23 protein-coding genes are annotated in these 20,356 nt (G+C 69.4%); 17 read left to right on the top strand and 6 right to left on the bottom strand.

All coding sequences use genetic code 11. The features are described from left to right. Positions 1-185 precede the first annotated feature (185 nt). Together FHS74_RS20070 and mutS are read left to right on the top strand one after the other, a co-directional pair. Entirely contained in the window at positions 186-686 is a 501-nt protein-coding gene (locus tag FHS74_RS20070; protein ID WP_246463254.1) for a low molecular weight protein-tyrosine-phosphatase, read from the top strand. Between the two features lie 166 nt (positions 687-852). Further along, on the top strand, positions 853-3,492 hold the full coding sequence (gene mutS, locus FHS74_RS20065) for a DNA mismatch repair protein MutS (RefSeq protein ID WP_184804057.1): 2,640 nt from the start codon (positions 853-855) through the stop codon (positions 3,490-3,492). A gap of 24 nt (positions 3,493-3,516) precedes the next feature. Here mutS and FHS74_RS20060 read toward each other — a convergent pair whose 3' ends face one another. Continuing rightward, positions 3,517-3,996 carry an FxsA family protein gene (locus tag FHS74_RS20060; protein WP_184804056.1) on the bottom strand — a complete coding sequence of 160 codons (480 nt, stop codon included), beginning with the start codon at positions 3,994-3,996 and terminating at the stop codon, positions 3,517-3,519. A gap of 161 nt (positions 3,997-4,157) precedes the next feature. On the opposite strand from FHS74_RS20060, the gene FHS74_RS20055 reads away from it, so the two are divergent. From FHS74_RS20055 to purB, 8 genes are all read left to right on the top strand, one after another. After that, positions 4,158-4,868, top strand: coding sequence for a Tim44/TimA family putative adaptor protein (locus FHS74_RS20055; protein ID WP_184804054.1), 711 nt, complete (start codon positions 4,158-4,160; stop codon positions 4,866-4,868). Between the two features lie 112 nt (positions 4,869-4,980). Continuing rightward, positions 4,981-6,222, top strand: a complete 1,242-nt coding sequence (mltA, locus tag FHS74_RS20050; RefSeq protein WP_184804052.1) for a murein transglycosylase A — start codon at positions 4,981-4,983, stop codon at positions 6,220-6,222. Beyond that, a complete protein-coding gene (locus tag FHS74_RS20045; protein WP_184804050.1) occupies positions 6,219-6,803 on the top strand; it encodes a Smr/MutS family protein in 585 nt (194 codons plus the stop codon). The genes mltA and FHS74_RS20045 overlap by 4 nt, the downstream gene beginning before the upstream one ends. Further along, on the top strand, positions 6,800-7,153 hold the full coding sequence (locus FHS74_RS20040; protein WP_184804048.1) for a helix-turn-helix domain-containing protein: 354 nt from the start codon (positions 6,800-6,802) through the stop codon (positions 7,151-7,153). The genes FHS74_RS20045 and FHS74_RS20040 overlap by 4 nt, the downstream gene beginning before the upstream one ends. Positions 7,154-7,324: 171 nt before the next feature. Next, positions 7,325-7,747 (top strand): Fur family transcriptional regulator, encoded by a 423-nt coding sequence (locus FHS74_RS20035; RefSeq protein ID WP_044564144.1) that lies wholly within the window; start codon positions 7,325-7,327, stop codon positions 7,745-7,747. Between the two features lie 35 nt (positions 7,748-7,782). After that, a complete protein-coding gene (locus FHS74_RS20030; RefSeq protein WP_184804045.1) occupies positions 7,783-7,992 on the top strand; it encodes a hypothetical protein in 210 nt (69 codons plus the stop codon). Between the two features lie 37 nt (positions 7,993-8,029). After that, positions 8,030-8,257 (top strand): DUF6434 domain-containing protein, encoded by a 228-nt coding sequence (locus FHS74_RS20025; protein WP_184804042.1) that lies wholly within the window; start codon positions 8,030-8,032, stop codon positions 8,255-8,257. 121 nt (positions 8,258-8,378) lie between these two features. Continuing rightward, the gene (gene purB, locus FHS74_RS20020) at positions 8,379-9,674 is read left to right on the top strand and encodes an adenylosuccinate lyase (RefSeq protein WP_184804039.1); all 1,296 of its coding nucleotides are present in this window, start codon (positions 8,379-8,381) and stop codon (positions 9,672-9,674) included. Positions 9,675-9,756: 82 nt separating this feature from the next. On the opposite strand, the gene FHS74_RS20015 is transcribed toward purB, so the two are convergent. Further along, complete coding sequence (locus FHS74_RS20015; protein WP_184804036.1) at positions 9,757-10,077, bottom strand: DUF1476 domain-containing protein; 321 nt, start codon at positions 10,075-10,077, stop codon at positions 9,757-9,759. Positions 10,078-10,249: 172 nt separating this feature from the next. Here FHS74_RS20015 and FHS74_RS20010 point away from each other — a divergent pair, with 172 nt between their 5' ends. The 3 genes from FHS74_RS20010 to purS all read left to right on the top strand — a co-directional run bounded on the left by FHS74_RS20010 (position 10,250) and on the right by purS (position 12,271). Then, the gene (locus FHS74_RS20010; RefSeq protein WP_184804033.1) at positions 10,250-11,020 is read left to right on the top strand and encodes an NRDE family protein; all 771 of its coding nucleotides are present in this window, start codon (positions 10,250-10,252) and stop codon (positions 11,018-11,020) included. 171 nt (positions 11,021-11,191) lie between these two features. After that, a complete protein-coding gene (gene purC / locus FHS74_RS20005) occupies positions 11,192-11,950 on the top strand; it encodes a phosphoribosylaminoimidazolesuccinocarboxamide synthase (protein WP_184804024.1) in 759 nt (252 codons plus the stop codon). An 81-nt stretch (positions 11,951-12,031) separates the two neighbouring features. Then, entirely contained in the window at positions 12,032-12,271 is a 240-nt protein-coding gene (purS, locus tag FHS74_RS20000; protein WP_184804020.1) for a phosphoribosylformylglycinamidine synthase subunit PurS, read from the top strand. Between the two features lie 40 nt (positions 12,272-12,311). Here purS and FHS74_RS19995 read toward each other — a convergent pair whose 3' ends face one another. After that, positions 12,312-12,959 carry a TetR/AcrR family transcriptional regulator C-terminal domain-containing protein gene (locus FHS74_RS19995; RefSeq protein WP_184804017.1) on the bottom strand — a complete coding sequence of 216 codons (648 nt, stop codon included), beginning with the start codon at positions 12,957-12,959 and terminating at the stop codon, positions 12,312-12,314. Positions 12,960-13,033: 74 nt separating this feature from the next. On the opposite strand from FHS74_RS19995, the gene FHS74_RS19990 reads away from it, so the two are divergent. After that, positions 13,034-14,233: a TCR/Tet family MFS transporter gene (locus FHS74_RS19990; protein WP_184804014.1), complete on the top strand. Its 1,200-nt coding sequence runs from the start codon at positions 13,034-13,036 to the stop codon at positions 14,231-14,233. A gap of 16 nt (positions 14,234-14,249) precedes the next feature. Here the strand turns inward: FHS74_RS19990 and FHS74_RS19985 are convergent, their stop codons facing one another. Then, positions 14,250-14,732 (bottom strand): MarR family winged helix-turn-helix transcriptional regulator, encoded by a 483-nt coding sequence (locus FHS74_RS19985; RefSeq protein WP_184804011.1) that lies wholly within the window; start codon positions 14,730-14,732, stop codon positions 14,250-14,252. 166 nt (positions 14,733-14,898) lie between these two features. Here FHS74_RS19985 and FHS74_RS19980 point away from each other — a divergent pair, with 166 nt between their 5' ends. Together FHS74_RS19980 and FHS74_RS19975 are read left to right on the top strand one after the other, a co-directional pair. Continuing rightward, positions 14,899-16,674, top strand: coding sequence for a redoxin domain-containing protein (locus tag FHS74_RS19980; RefSeq protein WP_184804009.1), 1,776 nt, complete (start codon positions 14,899-14,901; stop codon positions 16,672-16,674). A 42-nt stretch (positions 16,675-16,716) separates the two neighbouring features. Then, on the top strand, positions 16,717-17,766 hold the full coding sequence (locus FHS74_RS19975) for an alpha/beta fold hydrolase (RefSeq protein WP_184804006.1): 1,050 nt from the start codon (positions 16,717-16,719) through the stop codon (positions 17,764-17,766). 33 nt (positions 17,767-17,799) lie between these two features. On the opposite strand, the gene radC is transcribed toward FHS74_RS19975, so the two are convergent. Then, a complete protein-coding gene (radC, locus tag FHS74_RS19970) occupies positions 17,800-18,552 on the bottom strand; it encodes a RadC family protein (protein ID WP_184804003.1) in 753 nt (250 codons plus the stop codon). 250 nt (positions 18,553-18,802) lie between these two features. Here radC and FHS74_RS19965 point away from each other — a divergent pair, with 250 nt between their 5' ends. Further along, positions 18,803-19,273, top strand: coding sequence for a hypothetical protein (locus FHS74_RS19965; protein WP_184804000.1), 471 nt, complete (start codon positions 18,803-18,805; stop codon positions 19,271-19,273). 62 nt (positions 19,274-19,335) lie between these two features. Here FHS74_RS19965 and map read toward each other — a convergent pair whose 3' ends face one another. Beyond that, positions 19,336-20,181: a type I methionyl aminopeptidase gene (map, locus tag FHS74_RS19960; protein WP_184803997.1), complete on the bottom strand. Its 846-nt coding sequence runs from the start codon at positions 20,179-20,181 to the stop codon at positions 19,336-19,338. Between the last annotated feature and the right edge of the window lie 175 nt (positions 20,182-20,356).

Here is a 20,356-nt window from a genome sequence, read left to right as displayed (position 1 = left end):
GACGGGCGCATCTTGGGCGGTGGGACGGCGGCCCGCAAGAAGGAAGGGCTGGCCGCATCGTCGCAGCCGCTGATGCCGACACCCCCTCCTTACGGTAGGGGTATGGGGTGACCATTTGATTCCAGTGTTCAAGGTTGCTACAGTCGGCCTAGATGTCTTGGCACTCCCGGAATAAGGGTAAGGCATTGGAAAATCATCAGAAAATCTCGATTCTTTTCGTCTGCACCGGCAACATCTGCCGCTCCCCCACGGCGGAGGGCGTGATGCGCCGCCGCTTGACCATGGATGGGCTGGGTGACCGCGTCGTCGTCGCCAGCGCCGGCACCCACGGCTATCATGTGGGGGAGGCGCCGGACATCCGGGCGGTGGAGGCCGCGCGCTATCGTGGGGTGGACCTGTCGGCCCTGCGCGCCCGCCGGGTGGATGCCGACGATTTCGAACGGTACGACATGGTGCTGGCCATGGACCGTGACCATCTGGACTTCCTGCGCCGGTTGGCCCCGCCCGCCCTGCGGGACCGGGTGCAGCTGTTCCTGGACTACGCCCCGGACCATAAGGGGCATGACGTGCCCGATCCCTACTACGGCGCGGAAGACCAGTTCGATCTGGTGCTGGACCTGATCGAGGCGGCGGCGGACGGCCTGCTGGACGAGGTGCACCGCCGCCTGGGCCTGCGGGCGGCGTGACCCGGCCCGGGCCGGTAGACGGAACGGACTCGGCTTGGCGGGCTGACGGCGCTATACCTAAGGGCCTTTCCGCCCCGTCCTACCGGATATAGTGCCCGTGCCCGACACCAACGACCTCCCGTCCCCGGTCCCCCCCTCTCCGGCGGCCCCTCAGGGCGTCACGCCCATGATGGTCCAATACCTGGAGATCAAGGCCCAGCATCCGGGCGCCCTGCTGTTCTACCGCATGGGCGATTTCTACGAGATGTTCTTCGACGACGCGGTGGCGGCGGCCCGGGCGCTGGACATCACGCTGACCAAGCGCGGCCTGCATCTGGGGGAGGAAATCCCCATGTGCGGCGTCCCCGTGCATTCCCACGAGAACTATCTCTCCCGCCTCATCCGGTTGGGCTTCCGCGTCGCCATCTGTGAACAGACGGAAGACCCGGCGGAGGCGCGCAAGCGCGGCGGCAAGGCCGTGGTGCGGCGCGAGGTGGTGCGGGTGGTCACCCCCGGCACCATCACCGAGGACGGGCTGCTGGACGCCCGCTCCAATAACTACCTGGCCGCCTTGGCCGAGGTGGGCGGCGCCCTGGGCCTTTCCTGGCTGGACCTGTCCACCGGTGAGCTGACCCTGCAACCGGTGGAGCGCCCGGCCCTGCCGGCGGCCCTGGCCCGCCTGGCGCCCGGCGAACTGCTGCTGTCCGAACGCCTGACCCAGCAGCCGGAGCTGTTCGAGCTGTGGGCCGAGTGGCGCGACCAGCTGACGGTGCAGCCCAACGCCCGTTTCGACAGCGAGAACGGCCGCCAGCGCCTGCTGGACCTGTACGGCGTCGGCACGCTGGACGCCTTCGGCAGCTTCAGCCGGGCGGAGGTGGCGGCCGCTGGCTCCCTGGTCGACTATGTGGAACTGACCCAGAAGGGCCGGGTGCCGCGCCTGGACCGGCCGCGTCGCCTGGCGCTGGGCGCGGTCATGGAGATCGACCCGGCGTCCCGCCGCAACCTGGAACTCTCCCGCACCCTGACGGGGGAGAAGCGCGGCAGCCTGCTGGGCGCCATCGACCGCACCGTCACCGGTGCGGGCGCGCGTTTGCTGGCGGCCCACCTGTCCTCCCCCCTCACCGACCCCGTGGCCATCGGCCGGCGGCTGGACACGGTGGCTTATTTCGTGGAGCAGGGGGGCTTGCGCGCCGACATCCGCGCCCATTTGGGCCGGGCGCCGGATATCGAGCGCGCGCTGTCCCGCATCAGCCTGGGCCGGGGTAGCCCGCGCGACCTGGCCGGCATCCGCGACGGCCTGGGCCGGGCGCGCGACATCCGCGACACCTTCCCGGCGGAGGCCCTGCGCGGCGCGCTGGAGCCGCCGCTGCCCCCGGGCCTGCTGGACGCCCTGCGCGGCGTGCGGGTGCCGGGCGACCTGGTGGCCACCCTGACGGCGGCCCTGGACGCCGACCTGCCGCTGAACGCCCGCGACGGCGGCTTCATCGCCCGGGGCTATTCCGCCCCCCTGGATGAGCTGAAGGAACTGCGCGACGACTCGCGCCGCCTGATCGCCAACCTTCAGGCCCGCTATGCCGAGGCCACGGGCATCAACACCCTCAAGATCCGGCACAACAACGTGCTGGGCTATTACATCGAGGTCACGGCCCAGCACGGCGACAAGCTGATGGCGGCGGAGCAGCGGGGCACCTACATCCACCGCCAGACCCTGGCCAACGCCATGCGCTTCACCACGGTGGAGCTGTCGGACCTGGAACGCCGGGTGGCGGAGGCGGGCGACAAGGCGCTGGCCCTGGAACTGTCGCTGTTCGAGGATCTGACCCAGGCCGTTCTGGCCAAGGCGGAGGAGGTGGCCAGCACCGCCCAGGCGCTGGCGCTGCTGGACGTGGCGACCGCGCTGGCCGACATCGCGGTGGAATGCCGCTGGTGCCGCCCGGTGGTGGACGACAGCCGCGAATTCCGCCTGGTGCGCGGCCGCCATCCGGTGGTGGAGGCGGCGTTGGTGGCGACCGCCAGCGGGCCCTTCGTCGCCAATGACTGCGACTTGTCGGACGCCAACCGCCTGTGGCTGCTGACCGGCCCCAACATGGCGGGTAAATCGACCTTCCTGCGCCAGAACGCCCTGGTGGCGGTGCTGGCGCAGATGGGCAGCTTCGTGCCGGCGGACGCCGCCCACATCGGCGCCGTCGACCGGCTGTTCAGCCGCGTGGGTGCCGCCGACGACCTGGCCCGTGGCCGCTCCACCTTCATGGTGGAGATGGTGGAGACGGCGGCCATCCTGAACCAGGCCACGCCGCGCAGCCTGGTCATCCTGGATGAGATCGGGCGTGGCACCGCCACCTTCGATGGCCTGTCCATCGCCTGGGCGGCGGTGGAGCATCTGCATGAGGTCACCCGCTGCCGCGCCCTGTTCGCCACGCATTACCATGAGCTGACCACCCTGGCGGCCAAGCTGCCGTCGCTGGCCTGCCACACCATGCGCATCAAGGAATGGCAGGGCGACGTCGTCTTCCTGCATGAGGTGGCGGCGGGGGCCGCCGACCGCAGCTATGGCATCCATGTCGCCCGCCTGGCGGGCCTGCCGTCCACGGTGATCAGCCGTGCTGAAGAGGTGCTGGCCATCCTGGAGGCGGGCGACCAGGGCAGCGCCGTCACCCGCCTGGCCGACGACCTGCCCCTGTTCAGCGCGCCCGTGCGCCGGGCGCCGCAGCCCGCCCCGGCGTTACCGGAACCGCCGGCGCTGGCGGCATTGAAGTCGGTCAGCCCTGACGAGCTGACGCCGCGCCAGGCGCTGGAGGAACTGTACCGGCTGAAGGGTTTGCTCTGACGCGCGGGGCTGGCGCCTGAGCCTTCACTCCTTGGGCAGGGTCGGCCCTGGTTCGGGCCGGGTCACATCCACGAAGTCGCCGTCGATGACGGTGGTGGGCCGGGTGGGGGCGGCGTAGCCCCCGCTGGTACGCCCCCCGCTGGTGGCGCGCACGGTGAAGCGCGCGCCCGACAGGCGCTGGGCCTGGGCCAGCAGCACGCGGCGCACCGGCGGGATCAGCAGGGCCACGCCCGCCAGGTCGCTGACGAAGCCGGGCACGGCGAACAGCACGCCGGCCGTGGCCAGGCACAGGCCGTCCCACGCCACCACCGGAGCCTCGCCAGGGGTCGACCTTGCCACCTTGCGCAGGGCGTCCAGGCCCTGCCGCTGCACCAGCGACAAGCCCACCACGGTGGAGAGCACGACCAGGGCCACGGTGCCCAGGACGCCCACCTTCTCCCCGACCCAGGCGAAGGCGGCGATTTCCACCAGAAGATAGGCTATGAGGAAAAGGGGAAGGCGCATTGGCTTGCTCTTTCTGCGGGTGCCGCCTATCTACAGCAGTAGGCCGGCCCGTATTGTACGGGTGTTCGGTCTTAACATGGTGGGGCGAAGCCCCCGTATCCAGGTTCGGATTGGGCCTGGGACGCGGGACGATTTCAAGCGCCGGAGGTTCGAAGTCTGCAATGGGCGACAATACCTATTTCTTCGAAATCATCATCTTCGCGATGATCGCCGTGTTCCTGGGCTATCAGCTGCACAAGGCGCTGGGCCGCAAGACGGGGGAGGAGCGTGAGCGCCCCAACCCCTTCACCGTGGTGCCTCCCCCGCCGCCCGGCGCGCAGGGGGCCGTTCCGCCCCGCTTCCAGCCCCAGGTCGTGGGCGGCAAGGTGATCGAGGGCACGGCCCGCGATGTCACCCCGCCCGACTATGACGGGCCCCTGTCGCTGGATGCCGGCTTGGCCCGCATCCATCAGGCCGACCCCAGCTTTGATGAGCGTTCCTTCCTGAAGGGCGCGGAAAGCGCCTTCGGCATCATCGTCGATGCCTTCGCCCGCGGCGACACCGGCGCGCTGCGCCCGCTGCTGGCCGATGCCGTCTACACCGATTTCGCCAAGGCCATCGAGGCGCGCCGCCAGGCCGGTGAGACGCTGGAGGCGCACATCCAGGCCTTCGACACGGTGGACATGGTGCAGGCCCGCCTGTTGGAAGGCCAGGCGCTGTGCACGGTGAAGTTCATCACCCACCAGACCAACGTGACCCGCGACAGTCAGGGCGCGGTGGTGGACGGCGACGCCGACCATTCGGTGGAAGTGGTCGACATCTGGACATTCGCCCGCGACACCAAATCGTCCGATCCCAACTGGCGCTTGGTGGAAACCCGCGTTCCCCACTGATCGGGTCCCAAAACGCGTCGCGGTTCCCTCATCCGGTGTTTCCATCCGGCGGCGATCCGTTTTAAGGTCGGGCGCACGTCCGTCCCAGTTGCCTTGCGAGGAACCATTGCCCATGCCGTGCCGGCCTGTTTTCGCCCGTGCGGCGCGCGGCGTCATGGGCGCCCTGCTGCTGTTGACCACCGCCTGCTCCCTTCTGGGTCTGGAAGAGCCGGCGCCGGCCCCGCCGGCACCCGCCCCGGGCGCGAAGCTGGTGCTGCAGCCGGCCAGCTTCGCCGATCTGCCCGGCTGGCAGGCCGACAAGGTGACGGAGGCGCTGCCCGCGCTTTTGCGCTCCTGTGACAAGCTGCTGCGGCAGACGACGGGGGTGGCCGGTAAGCCGCAGGACTGGAACGCGCCCTGTTCCGCGCTGAAGAATCTGCCGCCGGGCAACGAAACCATGGCGCGCGCGGCCCTGGAACGCTGGTTCCAGCCCTGGCGGGCCACCGACAACGGCAACGCCGACGGCCTGTTCACCGGATATTACGAGGCCGATCTGCGCGGCAGCCGCACCCGCCACGGCCGCTACACCGTGCCCCTCTACCGCCGCCCCGCCGATCTGGTGATGGTGGACCTGGGCGATTTCCGCGACAGCCTGAAAGGCCAGCGCATCGCCGGCCGGGTGACGGACGGCAAGCTGAAGCCCTATGAGGATCGCCGCCGCATCGATGCCGGGTCGCTGGCCGGCAAGGGGCTGGAACTGGTTTGGCTGGACGACGCCGTTGACGCCTTCTTCCTGCACATCCAGGGCTCGGGCCGCGTGGTGCTGGAGGAGGGCGGCGAGATGCGGGTGGCCTATGACGGCCAGAATGGCTGGCCCTATGTCGCCATCGGGCGCCAGATGGCGGCGGACGGCAAGCTGGATCGCGACGGCATCACCATGCAGTCCATCCGCGCCTGGCTGGTGGCCAATCCGGGCCAGGCCCAGGCCACCATGCAAGGCAACCCGTCCTATGTCTTCTTCAAGCCGCTGGAGGGCGATGGCCCCCTGGGGGCCCAGGGCGTGGCGCTGACGCCGGGCCGGTCGTTGGCGGTGGATCACAGCCACATCCCTTACGGCCTGCCCGTGTGGCTGGACGTCACCGATCCCGAGGATGGCGACAAGCGCCTGTCCCGCCTGATGGTGGCGCAGGACACCGGCGGCGCCATCCAGGGCCCCGTGCGTGGCGACGTGTTCTGGGGCCACGGCCCCCAGGCGGAGAACCGCGCCGGCCTGATGAAAAGCCGGGGCGGCTATTGGCTGTTGCTGCCGCGCACGGTGACGCCGCCGGGCGCCGCCGCGGGCCAGACCAGCGCCCCTGGTGGTCCAGCGTCATGAGCCGGCAGCGTCGCGCGCCCACGTCGGATGAGATCCGTCTGTGGCGTGAGGTGATGCGCGACGCCGCCCCGCTGCGGCGCGGTCCGCCCCTTCCACCCCCGCCCCTTCAGCCCCCGCCGCCTGCCCCGGTCGTGGCGGCGCCCACCCCGCCCCCGTCCGTCATGCCGCCGCTGCTGCCGAAGGCCGCGCCGGCCCCGGCCCTGGCCCATCCGCCCCTGGTGTTCGGTGCCCGCGCCGGCCTGGACCGCCGCACGGACGACCGCTTGCGCCGGGGGCAGATGGTCATAGACGGTCGCCTGGATCTGCACGGCATGACCCAGGCGGAGGCGCACGGCGCGCTGAACGCCTTCGTCGCCCGCGCCCACCGCGAGGGCCGGCGCACCCTGCTGATCATCACCGGCAAGGGGTCCGGCGGCGCCCACCTGGGCACTGATCGCGAAAAGGGCATCCTGCGGGTCGCCGTGCCCCGCTGGCTGGGGGAGGCGCCCTTGCGCCCCCTGGTGCTGGCCATCCGCCAGGCCCAGCCGCAGCACGGCGGCGGCGGCGCGGTCTACGTCCTCCTGAAGCGCCAGCGGCCATGACGCCCTTCGGCCAGCGGATGCGGGAACTGCGGGAACGGCACGGGTTGGCCCTGAAGGACATGGCGACGGCCTTGCACATCTCCTCCGCCTACCTGTCCGCCCTGGAACATGGCCGCAAGGGCACGCCCTCGCCCATGCTGGTGCGCCAGATCTGCGGCTATTTCGGCATCATCTGGGATGAAGCGGAGGAGATGGAGCGCCTGGCCCGGATGTCCGATCCCCGGGTGGTGGTGGACACCAGCGGCCTGACGCCTAAGGCCACGCTGGTCGCCAACCGCCTGGCCGGCCGGATCGCGACGCTGGACGAGGCCGCGCTGGACCGCCTGCTGGAGATCATCGGCCCCGGATGAGTCCCCTGGTGGGATTGTCCCCTTGGCCGCGGCGCCGTTTCATGCGACGAAACAGCCGCAGCCCTGCGGTCGATTCCACTCGAACCGGGCGGGGTGGTCGGTTTAGAATGCTTATAGTTTCCCGTCTGCACTGGCGGGTGGTTCACCCTATCCGTCTTTGGGAGCGTCCCCATGCCATCGCGTCTTGAACAGCTTTGCATCCAGAAGGGCCTCAAGATGACCGAGCAGCGGCGGGTGATCAGCCGCGTGCTGTCCGAAGCCATGGACCACCCTGATGTGGAGCAGGTTTACCGCCGCGCGGTGGAGATCGATCCCAACATCTCCATCGCCACCGTCTACCGCACCATGCGCCTGTTCGAGGAGGCCAACGTCATCGAACGGCTGGACTTCGGTGACGGCCGCGCCCGGTATGAGGAAATCCGCGACGAGCATCACCATCACCTGATCGACCTGCAGTCGGGCGAGGTGATCGAGTTCCGCAGCGAGGAGTTGGAGCGCCTGAAGGAAAAGGTGGCGGCCGAATTGGGCTATGAGCTGATCGGCCACCGGCTGGAGCTTTACGGCGTGCCGCTGAACCGCGCCAAGCGGTCGTGAGGCCTTACGGCGCCCCGTCAGGAAAGGCCCACCCCATGGGTTGCCGAGACAGCGATACCGCCGACTGTTGCCGACCCGCCGTGGTGCGGGCGTATCAGGAGATGCGCGGCCGTGGCCAGCCCGAGAAATTCTGTCTGGAGGCTGCCATCGCCGTCTACCGCTGGCATCATCCCAGCGCCTGCGACCTGCCGCCGGAGGTGATGGCCATGGTGACCGGCTGGGTGCATGAGGGGCCGCGGCACTGACGCCCGGCGGCTGGGCCTGATGGATGGGGGGAGGACCATGACGTCTTTCGACTGGCATGCCGATCCCGTCGGCCGCGACACGCCCATCACCCCCAGCTATCGTGCCACCCAGAACGTCCGCCGCTTCTTCCGCCGGGAATGCGGTGACGATTTCCGTTTCGACCGATCGTTCATGGCCTGGATGAAGGCGGCGGCCCTTGGGCAGGGGAACGCCCGCACCATGGGGGAGGCCGCCGACGAATGGCGGCGGCGCCAGGGTCGGTGACGGGCGGCCGGCCCATGGCCGGCCTCAGCACCCTGCCCTTGCGCCCCTTGCACTGGTCAAGGCTGCCCGCCCCCCGTATGGTCCGGCGCCATCAGCACCCCCTTTACCGAGGCGCCGCCCCATGATTCCGCGCTATAGCCGCCCCCAGATGGTCAAGATTTGGGAACCGGAGAACCGGTTCCGGATCTGGTTCGAGATCGAGGCCCACGCCTGCGACGCGCAGGCCGAGTTGGGCGTGATCCCCAAGGAGGCCGCCGCCGCCGTCTGGGAGCGCGCCAAGTGGGACGTGGCCCGCATCGATGAGATCGAGCGCGAGACCAAGCACGATGTCATCGCCTTCCTGACCAACCTCGCCGAGCATGTCGGCCCCGAGGCCCGCTTCGTCCATCAGGGCATGACCTCCAGCGACGTGCTGGACACCTGCCTGGCGGTGCAGCTGAAGGAGGCGACCGACCTGCTGCTGGCGGACATGGACGCCCTGCTGGCGGCCCTGAAGCGCCGGGCGCTGGAACACAAGTACACCGCCACCATCGGTCGCAGCCACGGCATCCATGCCGAGCCGGTGACCTTCGGCCTGAAGCTGGCCGGCCACTACGCCGCCTTCAAGCGGGGGCGCGACCGCCTGGCCGCCGCCCGGGATGAGGTCGCCACCTGCGCCATCTCCGGCGCCGTCGGCACCTTCGCCAATATCGATCCCCGGGTCGAGGAGCATGTGGCGGCCAAGCTGGGCCTGTCGGTGGAGCCCATGTCCACCCAGGTCATCCCCCGCGACCGCCACGCCATGTACTTCGCCGTGCTGGCGGTCATCGCCGCCAGCATCGACAACCTGGCCACGGAAGTCCGCCACCTGCAGCGCAGCGAAGTGCGCGAGGCCGAGGAATATTTCAGCCCGGGCCAGAAGGGCTCGTCGGCCATGCCGCACAAGCGCAACCCGGTGCTGTCGGAAAACCTGTCGGGCCTGTCCCGCCTGATCCGCAGCCATGTGGTGCCGGCGCTGGAGAACGTGACCCTGTGGCATGAGCGCGACATCAGCCATTCCTCGGTGGAGCGCGTCATCGCCCCTGACGCCACCATCGCCCTGGACTTCGCGCTGTCCCGCCTGACCGGCATGATCGACAAGCTGGTGGTCTATCCCGAGGGCATGCAGCGCAACCTCGACATGCTGGGCGGCCTGCACAACAGCCAGCGCATCCTGCTGGCCCTGACCCAGGCCGGCATGAGCCGCGAGGACGCCTACCGCGCCGTGCAGCGCAACGCCATGCCGGTGTGGCTGGAGGGCAAGGACTTCCGCACCCTGCTGAAGGCCGATGCTGACGTGGGGCAGCACATGACGGCCGAGCAGATCGACGGCGTCTTCGACCTGGAATACCACACCAAGCATGTGGACACGGTGTTCAAGCGGGTGTTCGGGGAATAGGCTCCCCGGCCGAAGCGCAAAGACAAAAGGGGCGGCCCCGCGAGGAGCCGCCCCTTTTTATGCCGGTGCCCCCGTGTGGGGATCAGGCGGTCATCACCTGCTGGCGGGCGACTTCCAGCGTGTGCTCCATCTCCTTCTCCACGCGGTGGGCGGAGATGTCGACGCCCTTGGCGGTGAAGTCGGCCACGATGCGGGCCAGGATGTCCTGGTGGCCAGGCTCCTTCAGGTCTTCCGACACCATTTCCTTGGCGTAGGCCGCAGCCTCGTCGCCCGTCAGGCCCAGCTGTTGGGCGGCCCACTCGCCCACCAAGCGGGCGCGGCGGACATAGATGCGGAACAGCAGTTCCTCGTCATGCTTGAACTTGGCCTCGAAAGCCTGTTCGCGGTCGTCAAAGGTCGTCATCGCTATTCCTCGAAGCGCACCACTGGGTGGTTTTGATTTCCCCCGGCGTTCTTATATATCGGGCGGTCGCTTCCGGTCTACATCCCCCGGGGCATTCCGTCGCTGGGGCCCGGCCCTGAGACCACTGGCCGGGAGACCCACAGCACTCCTCTCAAGATGGCTTCCCCTTCCCATGTGCAGCGTCATCCTTCTCCGCCGTTCCGGCCATGCCTGGCCCCTGATCGTGGCCGCCAACCGGGACGAGATGAACGACCGGCCCTGGCTGCCGCCCGCCCGCCATTGGCCCGACCGGCCCGAGGTGGTGGCGGGCAAGGACGAACTGGCGGACGGCAGCTGGTGCGGCCTCAACGACACGGGCGTGCTGGCCGCCGTGCTGAACCGCGAGGGCACGCTGGGCCCGGCGGCGGGCAAGCGCTCCCGCGGGGAACTGGTGCTGGAAGCGCTGGACCATGCGGACGCGCCGGTCGCTGCCCTGTCCGACCTGGACACCCGCGCCTACCGCCCCTTCAACCTGCTGCTGGCCGACAACCGCGACGCCTGGCTGCTGGAGCATACGGGGGAACCCGGGCGCGACCGGGTCCGCGTGACGCCCATCCCGGAGGGTGTCTCCATGATCACCGCCCGGGGCCTGAACGCCACCGATTGCCCGCGCACCCGGCGCTACCGGCCTCTGTTCGCCGCCGCGCCGGCCCCCGACCCGGAGACGAACCATTGGGCGGAATGGGAAATGCTGCTGGCCAGCCGGGTCAGCGGCGCCGGCGACGATCCGCGTGAGGCCTTGTGCATTGTCACCCCGCCCCTTGAAGGGAAAGGGTGCTTCGAGACCACCAGCGGCTCGCTCATCGCCCTGCCGGCCATGGATCGACCCGGCGTGCCGCCGCGCTGGCGTTTCGCCGCCGGCCGCCCGGACCGGGTGCCTTTCCAGGACGTCGATCTGGGGTAATTCCGTCACCGGATGGGCGCCCGGCGTGGGGCGAGGGGGCACCGTCGTTGTACAGGGGCCCATTGCTTGCTATATCCTCGCCATCAGGGCCGTCCCTCGGGGGCGGGCGTGCGGCTATGCGCACGTCTTCCCGATGCTGCCCGCATCCGTTCGTTCGAAAGAAGTGATCCCATGTCTCGACGCCGGCGGATCTACGAAGGCAAGGCCAAAGACCTGTTTGAGGGGCCTGAGCCCGGCACGCTGGTTCAGTACTTCAAGGATGATACGACCCATGAGCAGAAAAAGGGCGTAATCACCGGCAAGGGCGTGCTGAACAACCGCATCTCCGAATACCTGATGACCCGCCTGGGCGAGATGGGTGTGCCCACCCACTTCGTCCGCCGCCTCAACATGCGCGAGCAGTTGGTGCGTGAGGTGGAGATCATCCCGGTCGAGGTGGTGGTGCGCAACGTGGCGGCGGGCTCGCTCAGCAAGCGCTTCGGCATCCCCGAAGGCACGCAGCTGCCTCGGTCCATCATCGAGTTCTATTACAAGTCCGACGAACTGGGCTGCCCCATGGTGTCGGAGGAGCACATCACCGCCTTCGGCTGGGCGGGCCCCCAGGACCTGGACGACATGCTGTCGCTCAGCCTGCGCATCAACGACTACCTGTCCGGCCTGTTCCTGGGCACGGGCCTGAGGCTGGTGGACTTCAAGGTGGAGTTCGGCCGGCTGTGGGAAAACGATGAGATGCGCATCATCCTGGCCGATGAGATCAGCCCGGACAATTGCCGCCTGTGGGACATCAAGACCAACGAGAAACTGGACAAGGACCGCTTCCGCCAGGATCTGGGCAAGGTCGAGGAAGCCTATCAGGAAGTGGCGCGCCGCCTGGGCATCCTGCCCGAGGGCGGGCCGGCCGATATCAAGGCGCCCAAGCTGATGCAGTGAGTTGCGGTCCCGGGGGCGGTTTCGCCCCCGGGCCTTTTCATATCCCCGTTTGCGTAAAACCAACCAGGAAGAGCACCGATCATGAAGGCCAAGGTTACCGTCACGCTGAAGCACGGCGTCCTCGATCCCCAGGGCAAGGCCATCGGCACCGCCCTGCAGACCCTGGGCTTCGAGGGCGTGGGCGAAGTCCGTCAGGGCAAGCTGATCGAGCTGGACCTGGAAGAGACCGATCCGGCCAAGGCCAAGGTGGCGGTGGAGGCCATGTGCCAGCGCCTGCTGGCCAACATGGTCATCGAGAACTACGCCATCGAACTGGTGTGAGTCCCGGCCCGGGGCGGCATCGCGCCGCCCCGGGGTGCGATTATCGCTTTGCCTGTGCCGCCGGGGTCAGCCCGGCGATGAAATGGCCCAGCGCCCGGTCGAACGCCGCGTCAGGGCTGTCCCCCAGGATGTCGGCCATGGCCGCCGTCATCAGCGGCGCCTCGGCCCCCACCTCGGCCCCCATGGGCGGCATGGCCTCGCCCGCGCGCTCCGGCGCGTCCGTCGCCCGCGCCTGTTCCTCCAGCACCCATCCCACGACGAAGCGTGACAGCGCGATCAGGATGCACAGCGCGTCCGCCGGCGCGAAGCCGTGCCCGCACAGCAGACGCAGCTGCGCCTCCGCCAGCGGCACCTGTTCCTGTGAAGGGCCGGTGCCGGCATGCACGCGGGCGCCATCGCGATAGGCCAGCAGGGCCCGGCGGAGACTGCGGACGTTGGCGGTCAACCAGCCCCGCCAGTCCGTCTCATCCTGGGGGGGCGTCACGTGTTCGTGCTTCGCCAGCATGGCCACGGCCATGGCGTCCAGCAGCGCCCGCTTGTTGCGGAAATGCCAGTACAGCGTGGGCGACTGCACGCCCAGCCGCGCCGCCAGCAGGCGGGTGCTGAGCCCGTCCATCCCCACCTCGTTCAGCAAATCCAAGGCCGCGTGCACCACCGTGTCGCGGGTCAGCTTTCCTTCTGGCCGCATGCCGTCCTCCTTTACGGCTTGACGCTCTATCATTGATAGGGAGAATGCAACCCTATCGGTGATAGGGAACAATCATGCGCAACGCGCTCTACGTCATTTTCGCCGCCACCACGCTGGACGCCGTGGGCATCGGCATCGTCATGCCCATCCTGCCGGGGCTGCTGCGCGAACTGGCGGGCGCGGAGGATGTCGCCTTCCTCTACGGCCTGCTGCTGGCGGCCTATGCGCTGATGCAGTTCTTCTGCGCCCCCGTCCTGGGGGCGCTCAGCGACCGCTACGGCCGCCGGCCCATCCTGCTGCTGTCGCTGGCCGGCGGGGCGGTGGACTATCTGGCCATGTCCTGGTCGCCCAGCCTGTGGGTGGTGGTGGTCGGGCGCATCCTGGCCGGGGTCACCGGCGCCAACATGGCCGTCATCACCGCCTACATCTCCGACACGACGGACGAGGAGGGACGCGCCAAGCAGTATGGGCGGATGAGCGCCTGCTTCGGCATCGGCTTCATCGCCGGCCCCGCGCTGGGCGGGCTGCTGGGCATGATCTCGCTGCGGACGCCCTTTCTGCTGGCGGCCGGCCTGAACGCCCTGAATTTCCTGCTGGCGCTAATGGTGCTGCCCGAGTCGCGGCCTGCCTCGGCGGGGCGCAAGCCCATCACGCTGGGCGCCTTGAACGCTTTCTCCTCCCTGCGCTGGGCGGCCGCCGTGCCCCTGTTGGCCCGGCTGATGGTGGTCTATGTCCTGGCGGAGGCGGCCGGTGAGCTGGCGGCCTCGCTCTGGGTGTTGAACGGCGAGGACCGTTTCGCCTGGGACGCCGCCCTGGTGGGTTGGTCGCTCGCGGGCTTCGGTTTCCTGCACGCGCTGGCCCAGTCCCTGGTGACGGCGCCGCTGATCCGCCGCGTGGGCGAGCGGGGCGCCTTCATCATCGCGGCTTTGGCCGATGGCGTGGCTTATATCGCCATGGCTTTCGCCACCCAGGGGCTCACCGTTTTCCTCCTCACGCCGCTGTTGGCCCTGGGTGGCATCGCGGGACCGGCGCTGCAGGCGCTGATGTCCTTCCGCGTCGGCCAGGACCGGCAGGGGGAGCTGCAGGGTACGCTGGCGGCGCTGACCAGCCTGGTGGGCATCTGCGGCCCGCTGGCCTTCACCGCGGTGTACGGCGCCACGCGCGCCAGCTGGCCGGGTGCTGTCTGGCTCCTGGGCGTGCTGGCCTATTTCATCGCCGTGCCCCTGCTGCCCAGCCGGCGGGCGTTGGCGGCTCCGACCGCGCCTAGTGCCTGAGGGCGGCGGGGCAAGCTCATTTCCCGCTTTCGGCGTGAGCCAGCAGGCTGTCACGCAGGCGGCTGACCGTCTTCTGGATCATCCGGAACTCCTCCGGCGCCAGGCCGCTGGCCTTGACCAGGGTGCGTTGCGCGCCCTTCTCCCGCAGCCGCCGGCCGGCTTCGGTCAGGCTTACCCGCACCTGCCGTTCGTCGGCGGTGTCGCGCCGGCGTTGCAGATAGCCCAACGTTTCCAGCTTTTTCAGGATGGGGGTCAGGGTGTTCGATTCCAGGAAAAGCTTTTCGCCCAGGCCGCTGACCGTCTGGTCGTCCTGTTCCCACAGGGCGACGATGGCGATCCATTGAGTATAGGTGACGCCCAGCTCATCCAGGATGGATTTATAGGCCCTGCCATAGGCCAGGTTGGCGGAATAGATGGCGAAGCAGAGGAAATCCGCCAGCTTGGGCAAAGGTGCCGCAGGTTCTGTGGGCGGGGCGGTGGGGGCGGTGGGCGGGGTCATGGGCGGCCTTTCCGGACGGGGCGTCGATGGCTTCCGCTCATATACCACGGATGCGATTAAATCGTGGATTGACGTTTTGGAGGGGTGGATCTATATGAATCGTGTTCGATTAAAGCGTATACGATCTTAATAACATCCCGTGGCCCCACCAACCCGGACGGTTATCGTGGCATCCTTGATCCTGGCGTATCTGGCGGGCGTGCTGACCATCGCCGCCCCCTGCATCCTGCCCCTGCTGCCCATCGTGATCGCGCCCATGGTGGCCGGCCGGCCGGGGCAATCCTTCCGCCATCGGGCCCTGCCCCTGCTGCTGGGCCTGGTGGCGGCCTTCGCTGCCACCGCCAGCTTGGCGGCCGCTGGTGGCTGGGCGGTGGCCGCCAACCGGTACGGCCGCGGGGTTGGCCTGACCCTGCTGGCGCTGTTCGGGCTGGCGACGATCTGGCCGGCGCTGGCCAACCGTCTGACGGCCCCCCTGGTGGCGGCCGGCGGCCATTTCGCCACCCGCCTCCAGGGCGGAGCGGAGGGGGGATCGGAGCGGACGGTGGCGGCCTCGCTGTTGCTGGGGCTGGCCACGGGCCTGGTGTGGGCACCCTGCGCCGGCCCGGTGCTGGGCCTGATCCTGACCGGGGCCGCCCTGCGCGGGCCGGGGCTGGACACCACGCTGCTGCTGTTCGTCTATGCCTTGGGTGCCGCCACGCCGCTGGCGGTCGTCATGGCTGGCGGCACCCGCCTGGCGGCCACCCTTCCGCGGGGTGCCCGCTGGGTGGACGCCGCCCGCCAGGTGCTGGGTGGAGCAGTGTTGGCGACCGCGTTGGCCAGCGCTGTCGGGCTGGACACCCGTTTGTTCCTGGGCGCGCCGTTGCTGTCGACCGAGTCGGTGGAGCGCGCCCTGATCAGGGCGCTGGGCGCCCTTCCGTCGGGCGTTGCCCACGCCGCCACACCGCCAGCCACCCAGCCGTCCTTGACTGGCCCGCTGGCCGGGGTGTTGAGGGCCGGCTCCTGGATCAACACGACCGGGCTGACGCCGGACGATGTGCGCGGCCGGGTGGTCCTGGTCAACTTCTGGACCTATTCCTGCATCAACTGCCTGCGCACGCTGCCCCATATCCGCAACTGGGCGGCGCAATACCGGGACCAGGGCCTGGTGGTGGTGGGCGTCCACACCCCGGAATTCGCCTTCGAGCGGGATCCCGCCAACGTGGCCAAGGCCGTGACCGCCCTGGGCGTCGGCTATCCCGTGGCGGTGGACAGCGACTTTCGTGTCTGGCGCGCCTTTGACAACCAGGGCTGGCCCGCAGTCTACCTCATCGGTGCCGATGGTCGTGTCCGCTATCAGTCGTTGGGCGAGGGCGACTTCGACCAGACGGAGCGCGCCATCCGGTCGGCTCTCGCCGACGCCAAGGCCGTCGGTGTTCCGCCATCCCAAGCCGCGGCCGGCCCTGTGCCGCCCCTGACGGCGGAGGGCACGCAGACGGCGCCCGACGTCGCCCATCTGGCCTCGCCCGAGACCTATGTCGGCTATGCCCAGGGGCAGCGGTACGCCGGCCCCGACAGCCTCGTCCCCGACGCTGCCGCGCGCTATCGGCCGGTCGCCAGCCTGGGGCTGAACCGCTGGACCCTGGCCGGCGACTGGATGGTCGGGGCGGAATACGCGACGGCCAGCCGGGCGCAGGCCCGCCTCGTCTATCGCTTCCACGCCCGCGACCTGCACCTGGTGCTGGCACCCGGCGCAGATGGCCAGCCCGTCCGCTTCCGGGTGCGCATCGACGGCGCCGCTCCCGGGGCCGACCACGGCACCGACACCGATGCCGATGGTGCCGGCACCGTGCACGCCGCCCGCCTTTACCAACTGGTGCGCCAGGGCGGCCCGGTGGCCGACCGGACCTTCGAGATCGAGTTCCTGGACCCCGGCGCCCGCGTCTACGCCTTCACCTTCGGCTGAGCCGTCCCCCGCCTTTCCCCCCGTTTGCGCAGGAGATTTCCTATGTCTGCCCCCTCCTTGTCCGTGAACCTGGCCCGCCGCCACCTGTTCGGGGCCGCCGCAGCCACGGCCGCCGCCGCCCGGTTCGGCTTCATCGGATCCGCCAAGGCGGACGTGTCCGATCCGCCCGCCTCGCGTCCAGGCGGTGCCGTGCCCGTCTTCACCGGGCTGAAGCAGACCGTCGCCGGGCCGCTGTCCATCGGCCATGTCGATGCCGGCCCCGCCAACGGCCCCGCGATCATCCTGCTGCACGGCTGGCCTTACGACATCCACGCCTTTGTCGATGTCGTGCCCGTCCTGACGGCGGCGGGCTATCGCGTCATCGTCCCGCATCTGCGCGGCCACGGCACCACCCGCTTCCTGTCGGATCAGACGCCGCGCAATGGCCAGCAGGCGGCGGTGGCCGCTGACGTCATCGCCCTGATGGACGCATTGAAGATCGAAAAGGCGGTGGTCGCCGGCTTCGACTGGGGCGCCCGCTCCGCCGACATCGTCGCCGCCCTTTGGCCGGAGCGGTGCCGCGCCCTGGTGTCGGTCAGCGGCTATCTGATCGGCAGTCAGGAGGTGGGCAGAAAGCCCCTGCCGCCCAAGGCGGAGCTGTCCTGGTGGTATCAGTTCTATTTCGCGACCGAGCGCGGCCGGCAGGGCTATGAGGCCAACCGTGTGGACTTCAACCGCCTGATCTGGCAGTTGGCCTCACCGCGATGGCGCTTCGACGACGCCACCTTCCTGCGCTCGGCCGCCGCCTTCGACAACCCCGACCACGTCGACATCGTCGTCCACAACTACCGCTGGCGGCTGGGCCTGGCGGAGGGGGAGGCGCAGTATGACGCGGTCGAGCGGCGGCTGGCCGCCGCCCCCGTCATTACCGTGCCAACCATAACGCTGGAGGGCGACGCCAACGGCGCCCCGCATCCCGAACCAGCCGCCTACGCCGCCAAATTCACCGGCCCTTACACCCACCGCCTGGTGACCGGCGGCATCGGTCACAACCTGCCGCAGGAGGCGCCACAGGCTTTCGCCCAGGCCGTGCTGGATGTCACCCGGCTCTGAGGTCGGCGGCGACTATGGCCCTATGGGCCACCATTAGAGAAGCCCCTGCGCGCGGAAGCTGAAGTGCCGGCCGCGGCCGATGACCAGATGGTCGTGCAGGGCGATTTCCAGGGCCTTGGCGGCCTCGGCGATAGCCTTGGTCATCTGGATGTCGGCCCGGCTGGGGCTGGGGTCGCCGCTGGGGTGATTGTGGACCAGGATGAGGCCGCTGGCCCCCAGCTCCAACGCGCGTTTCAGCACTTCGCGCGGATAGGCCGCCGTCTGGTTGACCGTGCCGCGCTGCTGCACCTCGTCGCGCAGCAGGGCGTGGCGGCCATCCAGGAACAGCACGCGGAACTGCTCCACCGGCTCATGCGCCAGGGCGCCCTGGCAATAATCCAGCAGCATCTGCCACGACGACAGCACCGGCCGGTCCAGCAATTCGCGTCTTGCCATGCGTAATGCAGCGGCGGCCACCACCTTGATGGCGCCAATGGCGGCGTCGCTCAGCTTGAACTCGTCGCGCAGCACCGCCACCGGCGCCGACACCAGGCCCCAGAAGGAGCCGAAGCGGGCCAGCAACTCCTTGGCCAGGGGCTTCACGTCGCGCCGGGGGATGGCCTGGAACAGCAGCAGTTCCACCAGCTCGTAATCCTGCAGGGCCTCCGGCCCCTGGCTGAGGAAGCGCTCGCGCAGGCGGTCGCGATGGCCGTGGTAATGGGGCGGCGGTTCCCTGGCGGGGGCCGTGGGGCCCGGCAGATCCAGCTCCAGCGCGGCGTTCTCGTCTTCCCGTCGGCCCATGCCCATCCCCCGTTACCCGCCCCGGCAGTATAGGGCCTGGGGCTTGCACCTGCCAGGGGTGGCGCTGACGGCGGGCGGGGCCGAATCGCCCCGGCAAAATCTGCTTGCCGGCAAGGGCGCGGCGTCGGCCGCCCGGGATACCCCGGGCGCGCGGCAGGGGCGACTCGCGGGAATCACTGCCGGCGGCGGGTTGGTGATCGCCTGGCATATCTATTGCTTTGAGGTTACCTCGCTCGATCAGAGGAGATCCGCCGACATGCCCAGTCCCATTCCGCTGTCCGCCGCCAAGGCGTCCCGTGCCGACAAGGCTCCCGGCATGGTGGAGGAGCGTGGGCTGGAGCCGTTGCCGGGTATCCCGCTGGTGGAGGAGGAACGGCTGCGCCGCTATGCCGGGTCGCTGGGCGACCGGGCGTTGTCGGAGATCCTGGCGCTCTACGCCGAATGCCTGGTCGACGCCGGTGTGGGACTGGATCTGGCGCTGCAACTGGGGGCCGTGGACGGCGTCCGTCACTACGCCTATCTGCTGACCGGCACGGCCGCGGAAATGGGGACGCCGCGCCTGGCCCATATCAGCCGCTTCCTGGCGCGCCGCGCCACCCAAGGGGTGGCGGAGGCGGACGCCCTGGGCACGCTCCGCCAGGTGCTGACCCATACCCAGGCGGCGGTCAGCGATCTGATGGATCGCCACCTTCAGGTGGCCCGTGGGCCGCAGGTGGCCCGGGCGTGACATGAAAAGCCCCACCCGAGGGAATCGGGTGGGGCTTTCGTGGAACGCCGGAGGGGGGCGGGTCAGGCCCGCGTCACATACGGCGGCTGGTGGAAGCCGGCCGGCGACAGCGTGAAGATCTCGCAGCCGTCCTTGGTCACGCCCACCGTGTGCTCGAACTGCGCCGACAGGCTCTTGTCCTTGGTCACGGCGGTCCAGCCATCGGACAGGATCTTCACGTCATAGCGGCCGATGTTGATCATCGGCTCGATGGTGAAGATCATGCCTTCCTTCAACTCCGTGCCCTGGCCGGGCTTGCCGAAATGCAGGACGGACGGGGCGGTGTGGAACACCTTGCCCACGCCGTGGCCGCAGAAATCGCGCACGACGGAGAAGCGGTTGGCCTCGGCGAAGGTCTGGATGGCGTGGCCGATGTCGCCCAGGGTGGCGCCGGGGCGCACCGCCTGGATGCCACGCATCATCGCCTCATAGGTCACGTCCACCAGCTTGCGCGCCTTCAGCGGCACATCGTCGCCCACCAGGAACATGCGGCTGGTGTCGCCGAACCAGCCATCGACGATGACGGTGACGTCGATGTTGGCGATGTCGCCCTTCTGCAGGCGCTTGTCGCTGGGAATGCCGTGGCAGACCACATGGTTGATGGAGATGCAGCAGGACTTGGGATATCCGCGATAGCCCAGGGTGGCGGACTTGGCGCCATGGCCTTGCGTCCACTCCTCGCACAGCCGGTCGATCTCTTCCGTCGCCACGCCGGGCACGACGAAGGGGGTCAGGTAGTCCAGCAGGGCGGCGGCCGTCTGGCCGGCCTTGCGCATGGCGGCGAACCCCTCGGCCCCGTGGATGACGATGCCGCGGTCGTCCAGTTCGTATTCTTCATCCGCGGCGGCGGCCGCTTCGCCTCTGTTCATGCTCGTCAATCCAATCGTCGGGGCAGCACCCAGTCCAGCGCTGGAATACCGCCCGGCCAAACACCAGCGTCCGGCACCTATGGCCGGACACACCCCCCGAACTTAGGCGCGCCACGGGCCTACGGCAAGGCAAACCCGGGCAGGGCAGGGGCCCGAATCGGCGCGGCCCGGCAAC

The organism is Nitrospirillum iridis, from assembly GCF_014205765.1.
Taxonomy (GTDB): domain Bacteria; phylum Pseudomonadota; class Alphaproteobacteria; order Azospirillales; family Azospirillaceae; genus Nitrospirillum; species Nitrospirillum iridis.
The sequence above is the reverse complement of the archived record's forward strand: the minus strand, read 5'-3'. Positions and strand labels throughout refer to the sequence as shown.

Coding starts and splice junctions, on each gene's coding strand:
- mutS (WP_184804057.1), top strand. CDS start 853: ATGATGGTCCAATACCTGGAGATCAAGGCCCAGCATCCGGGCGCCCTG.
- FHS74_RS20060 (WP_184804056.1), bottom strand. CDS start 3,996: ATGCGCCTTCCCCTTTTCCTCATAGCCTATCTTCTGGTGGAAATCGCC.
- FHS74_RS20055 (WP_184804054.1), top strand. CDS start 4,158: ATGGGCGACAATACCTATTTCTTCGAAATCATCATCTTCGCGATGATC.
- mltA (WP_184804052.1), top strand. CDS start 4,981: ATGCCGTGCCGGCCTGTTTTCGCCCGTGCGGCGCGCGGCGTCATGGGC.
- FHS74_RS20045 (WP_184804050.1), top strand. CDS start 6,219: ATGAGCCGGCAGCGTCGCGCGCCCACGTCGGATGAGATCCGTCTGTGG.
- FHS74_RS20040 (WP_184804048.1), top strand. CDS start 6,800: ATGACGCCCTTCGGCCAGCGGATGCGGGAACTGCGGGAACGGCACGGG.
- FHS74_RS20035 (WP_044564144.1), top strand. CDS start 7,325: ATGCCATCGCGTCTTGAACAGCTTTGCATCCAGAAGGGCCTCAAGATG.
- FHS74_RS20030 (WP_184804045.1), top strand. CDS start 7,783: ATGGGTTGCCGAGACAGCGATACCGCCGACTGTTGCCGACCCGCCGTG.
- FHS74_RS20025 (WP_184804042.1), top strand. CDS start 8,030: ATGACGTCTTTCGACTGGCATGCCGATCCCGTCGGCCGCGACACGCCC.
- purB (WP_184804039.1), top strand. CDS start 8,379: ATGATTCCGCGCTATAGCCGCCCCCAGATGGTCAAGATTTGGGAACCG.
- FHS74_RS20015 (WP_184804036.1), bottom strand. CDS start 10,077: ATGACGACCTTTGACGACCGCGAACAGGCTTTCGAGGCCAAGTTCAAG.
- FHS74_RS20010 (WP_184804033.1), top strand. CDS start 10,250: ATGTGCAGCGTCATCCTTCTCCGCCGTTCCGGCCATGCCTGGCCCCTG.
- purC (WP_184804024.1), top strand. CDS start 11,192: ATGTCTCGACGCCGGCGGATCTACGAAGGCAAGGCCAAAGACCTGTTT.
- purS (WP_184804020.1), top strand. CDS start 12,032: ATGAAGGCCAAGGTTACCGTCACGCTGAAGCACGGCGTCCTCGATCCC.
- FHS74_RS19995 (WP_184804017.1), bottom strand. CDS start 12,959: ATGCGGCCAGAAGGAAAGCTGACCCGCGACACGGTGGTGCACGCGGCC.
- FHS74_RS19990 (WP_184804014.1), top strand. CDS start 13,034: ATGCGCAACGCGCTCTACGTCATTTTCGCCGCCACCACGCTGGACGCC.
- FHS74_RS19985 (WP_184804011.1), bottom strand. CDS start 14,732: ATGACCCCGCCCACCGCCCCCACCGCCCCGCCCACAGAACCTGCGGCA.
- FHS74_RS19975 (WP_184804006.1), top strand. CDS start 16,717: ATGTCTGCCCCCTCCTTGTCCGTGAACCTGGCCCGCCGCCACCTGTTC.
- radC (WP_184804003.1), bottom strand. CDS start 18,552: ATGGGCATGGGCCGACGGGAAGACGAGAACGCCGCGCTGGAGCTGGAT.
- FHS74_RS19965 (WP_184804000.1), top strand. CDS start 18,803: ATGCCCAGTCCCATTCCGCTGTCCGCCGCCAAGGCGTCCCGTGCCGAC.
- map (WP_184803997.1), bottom strand. CDS start 20,181: ATGAACAGAGGCGAAGCGGCCGCCGCCGCGGATGAAGAATACGAACTG.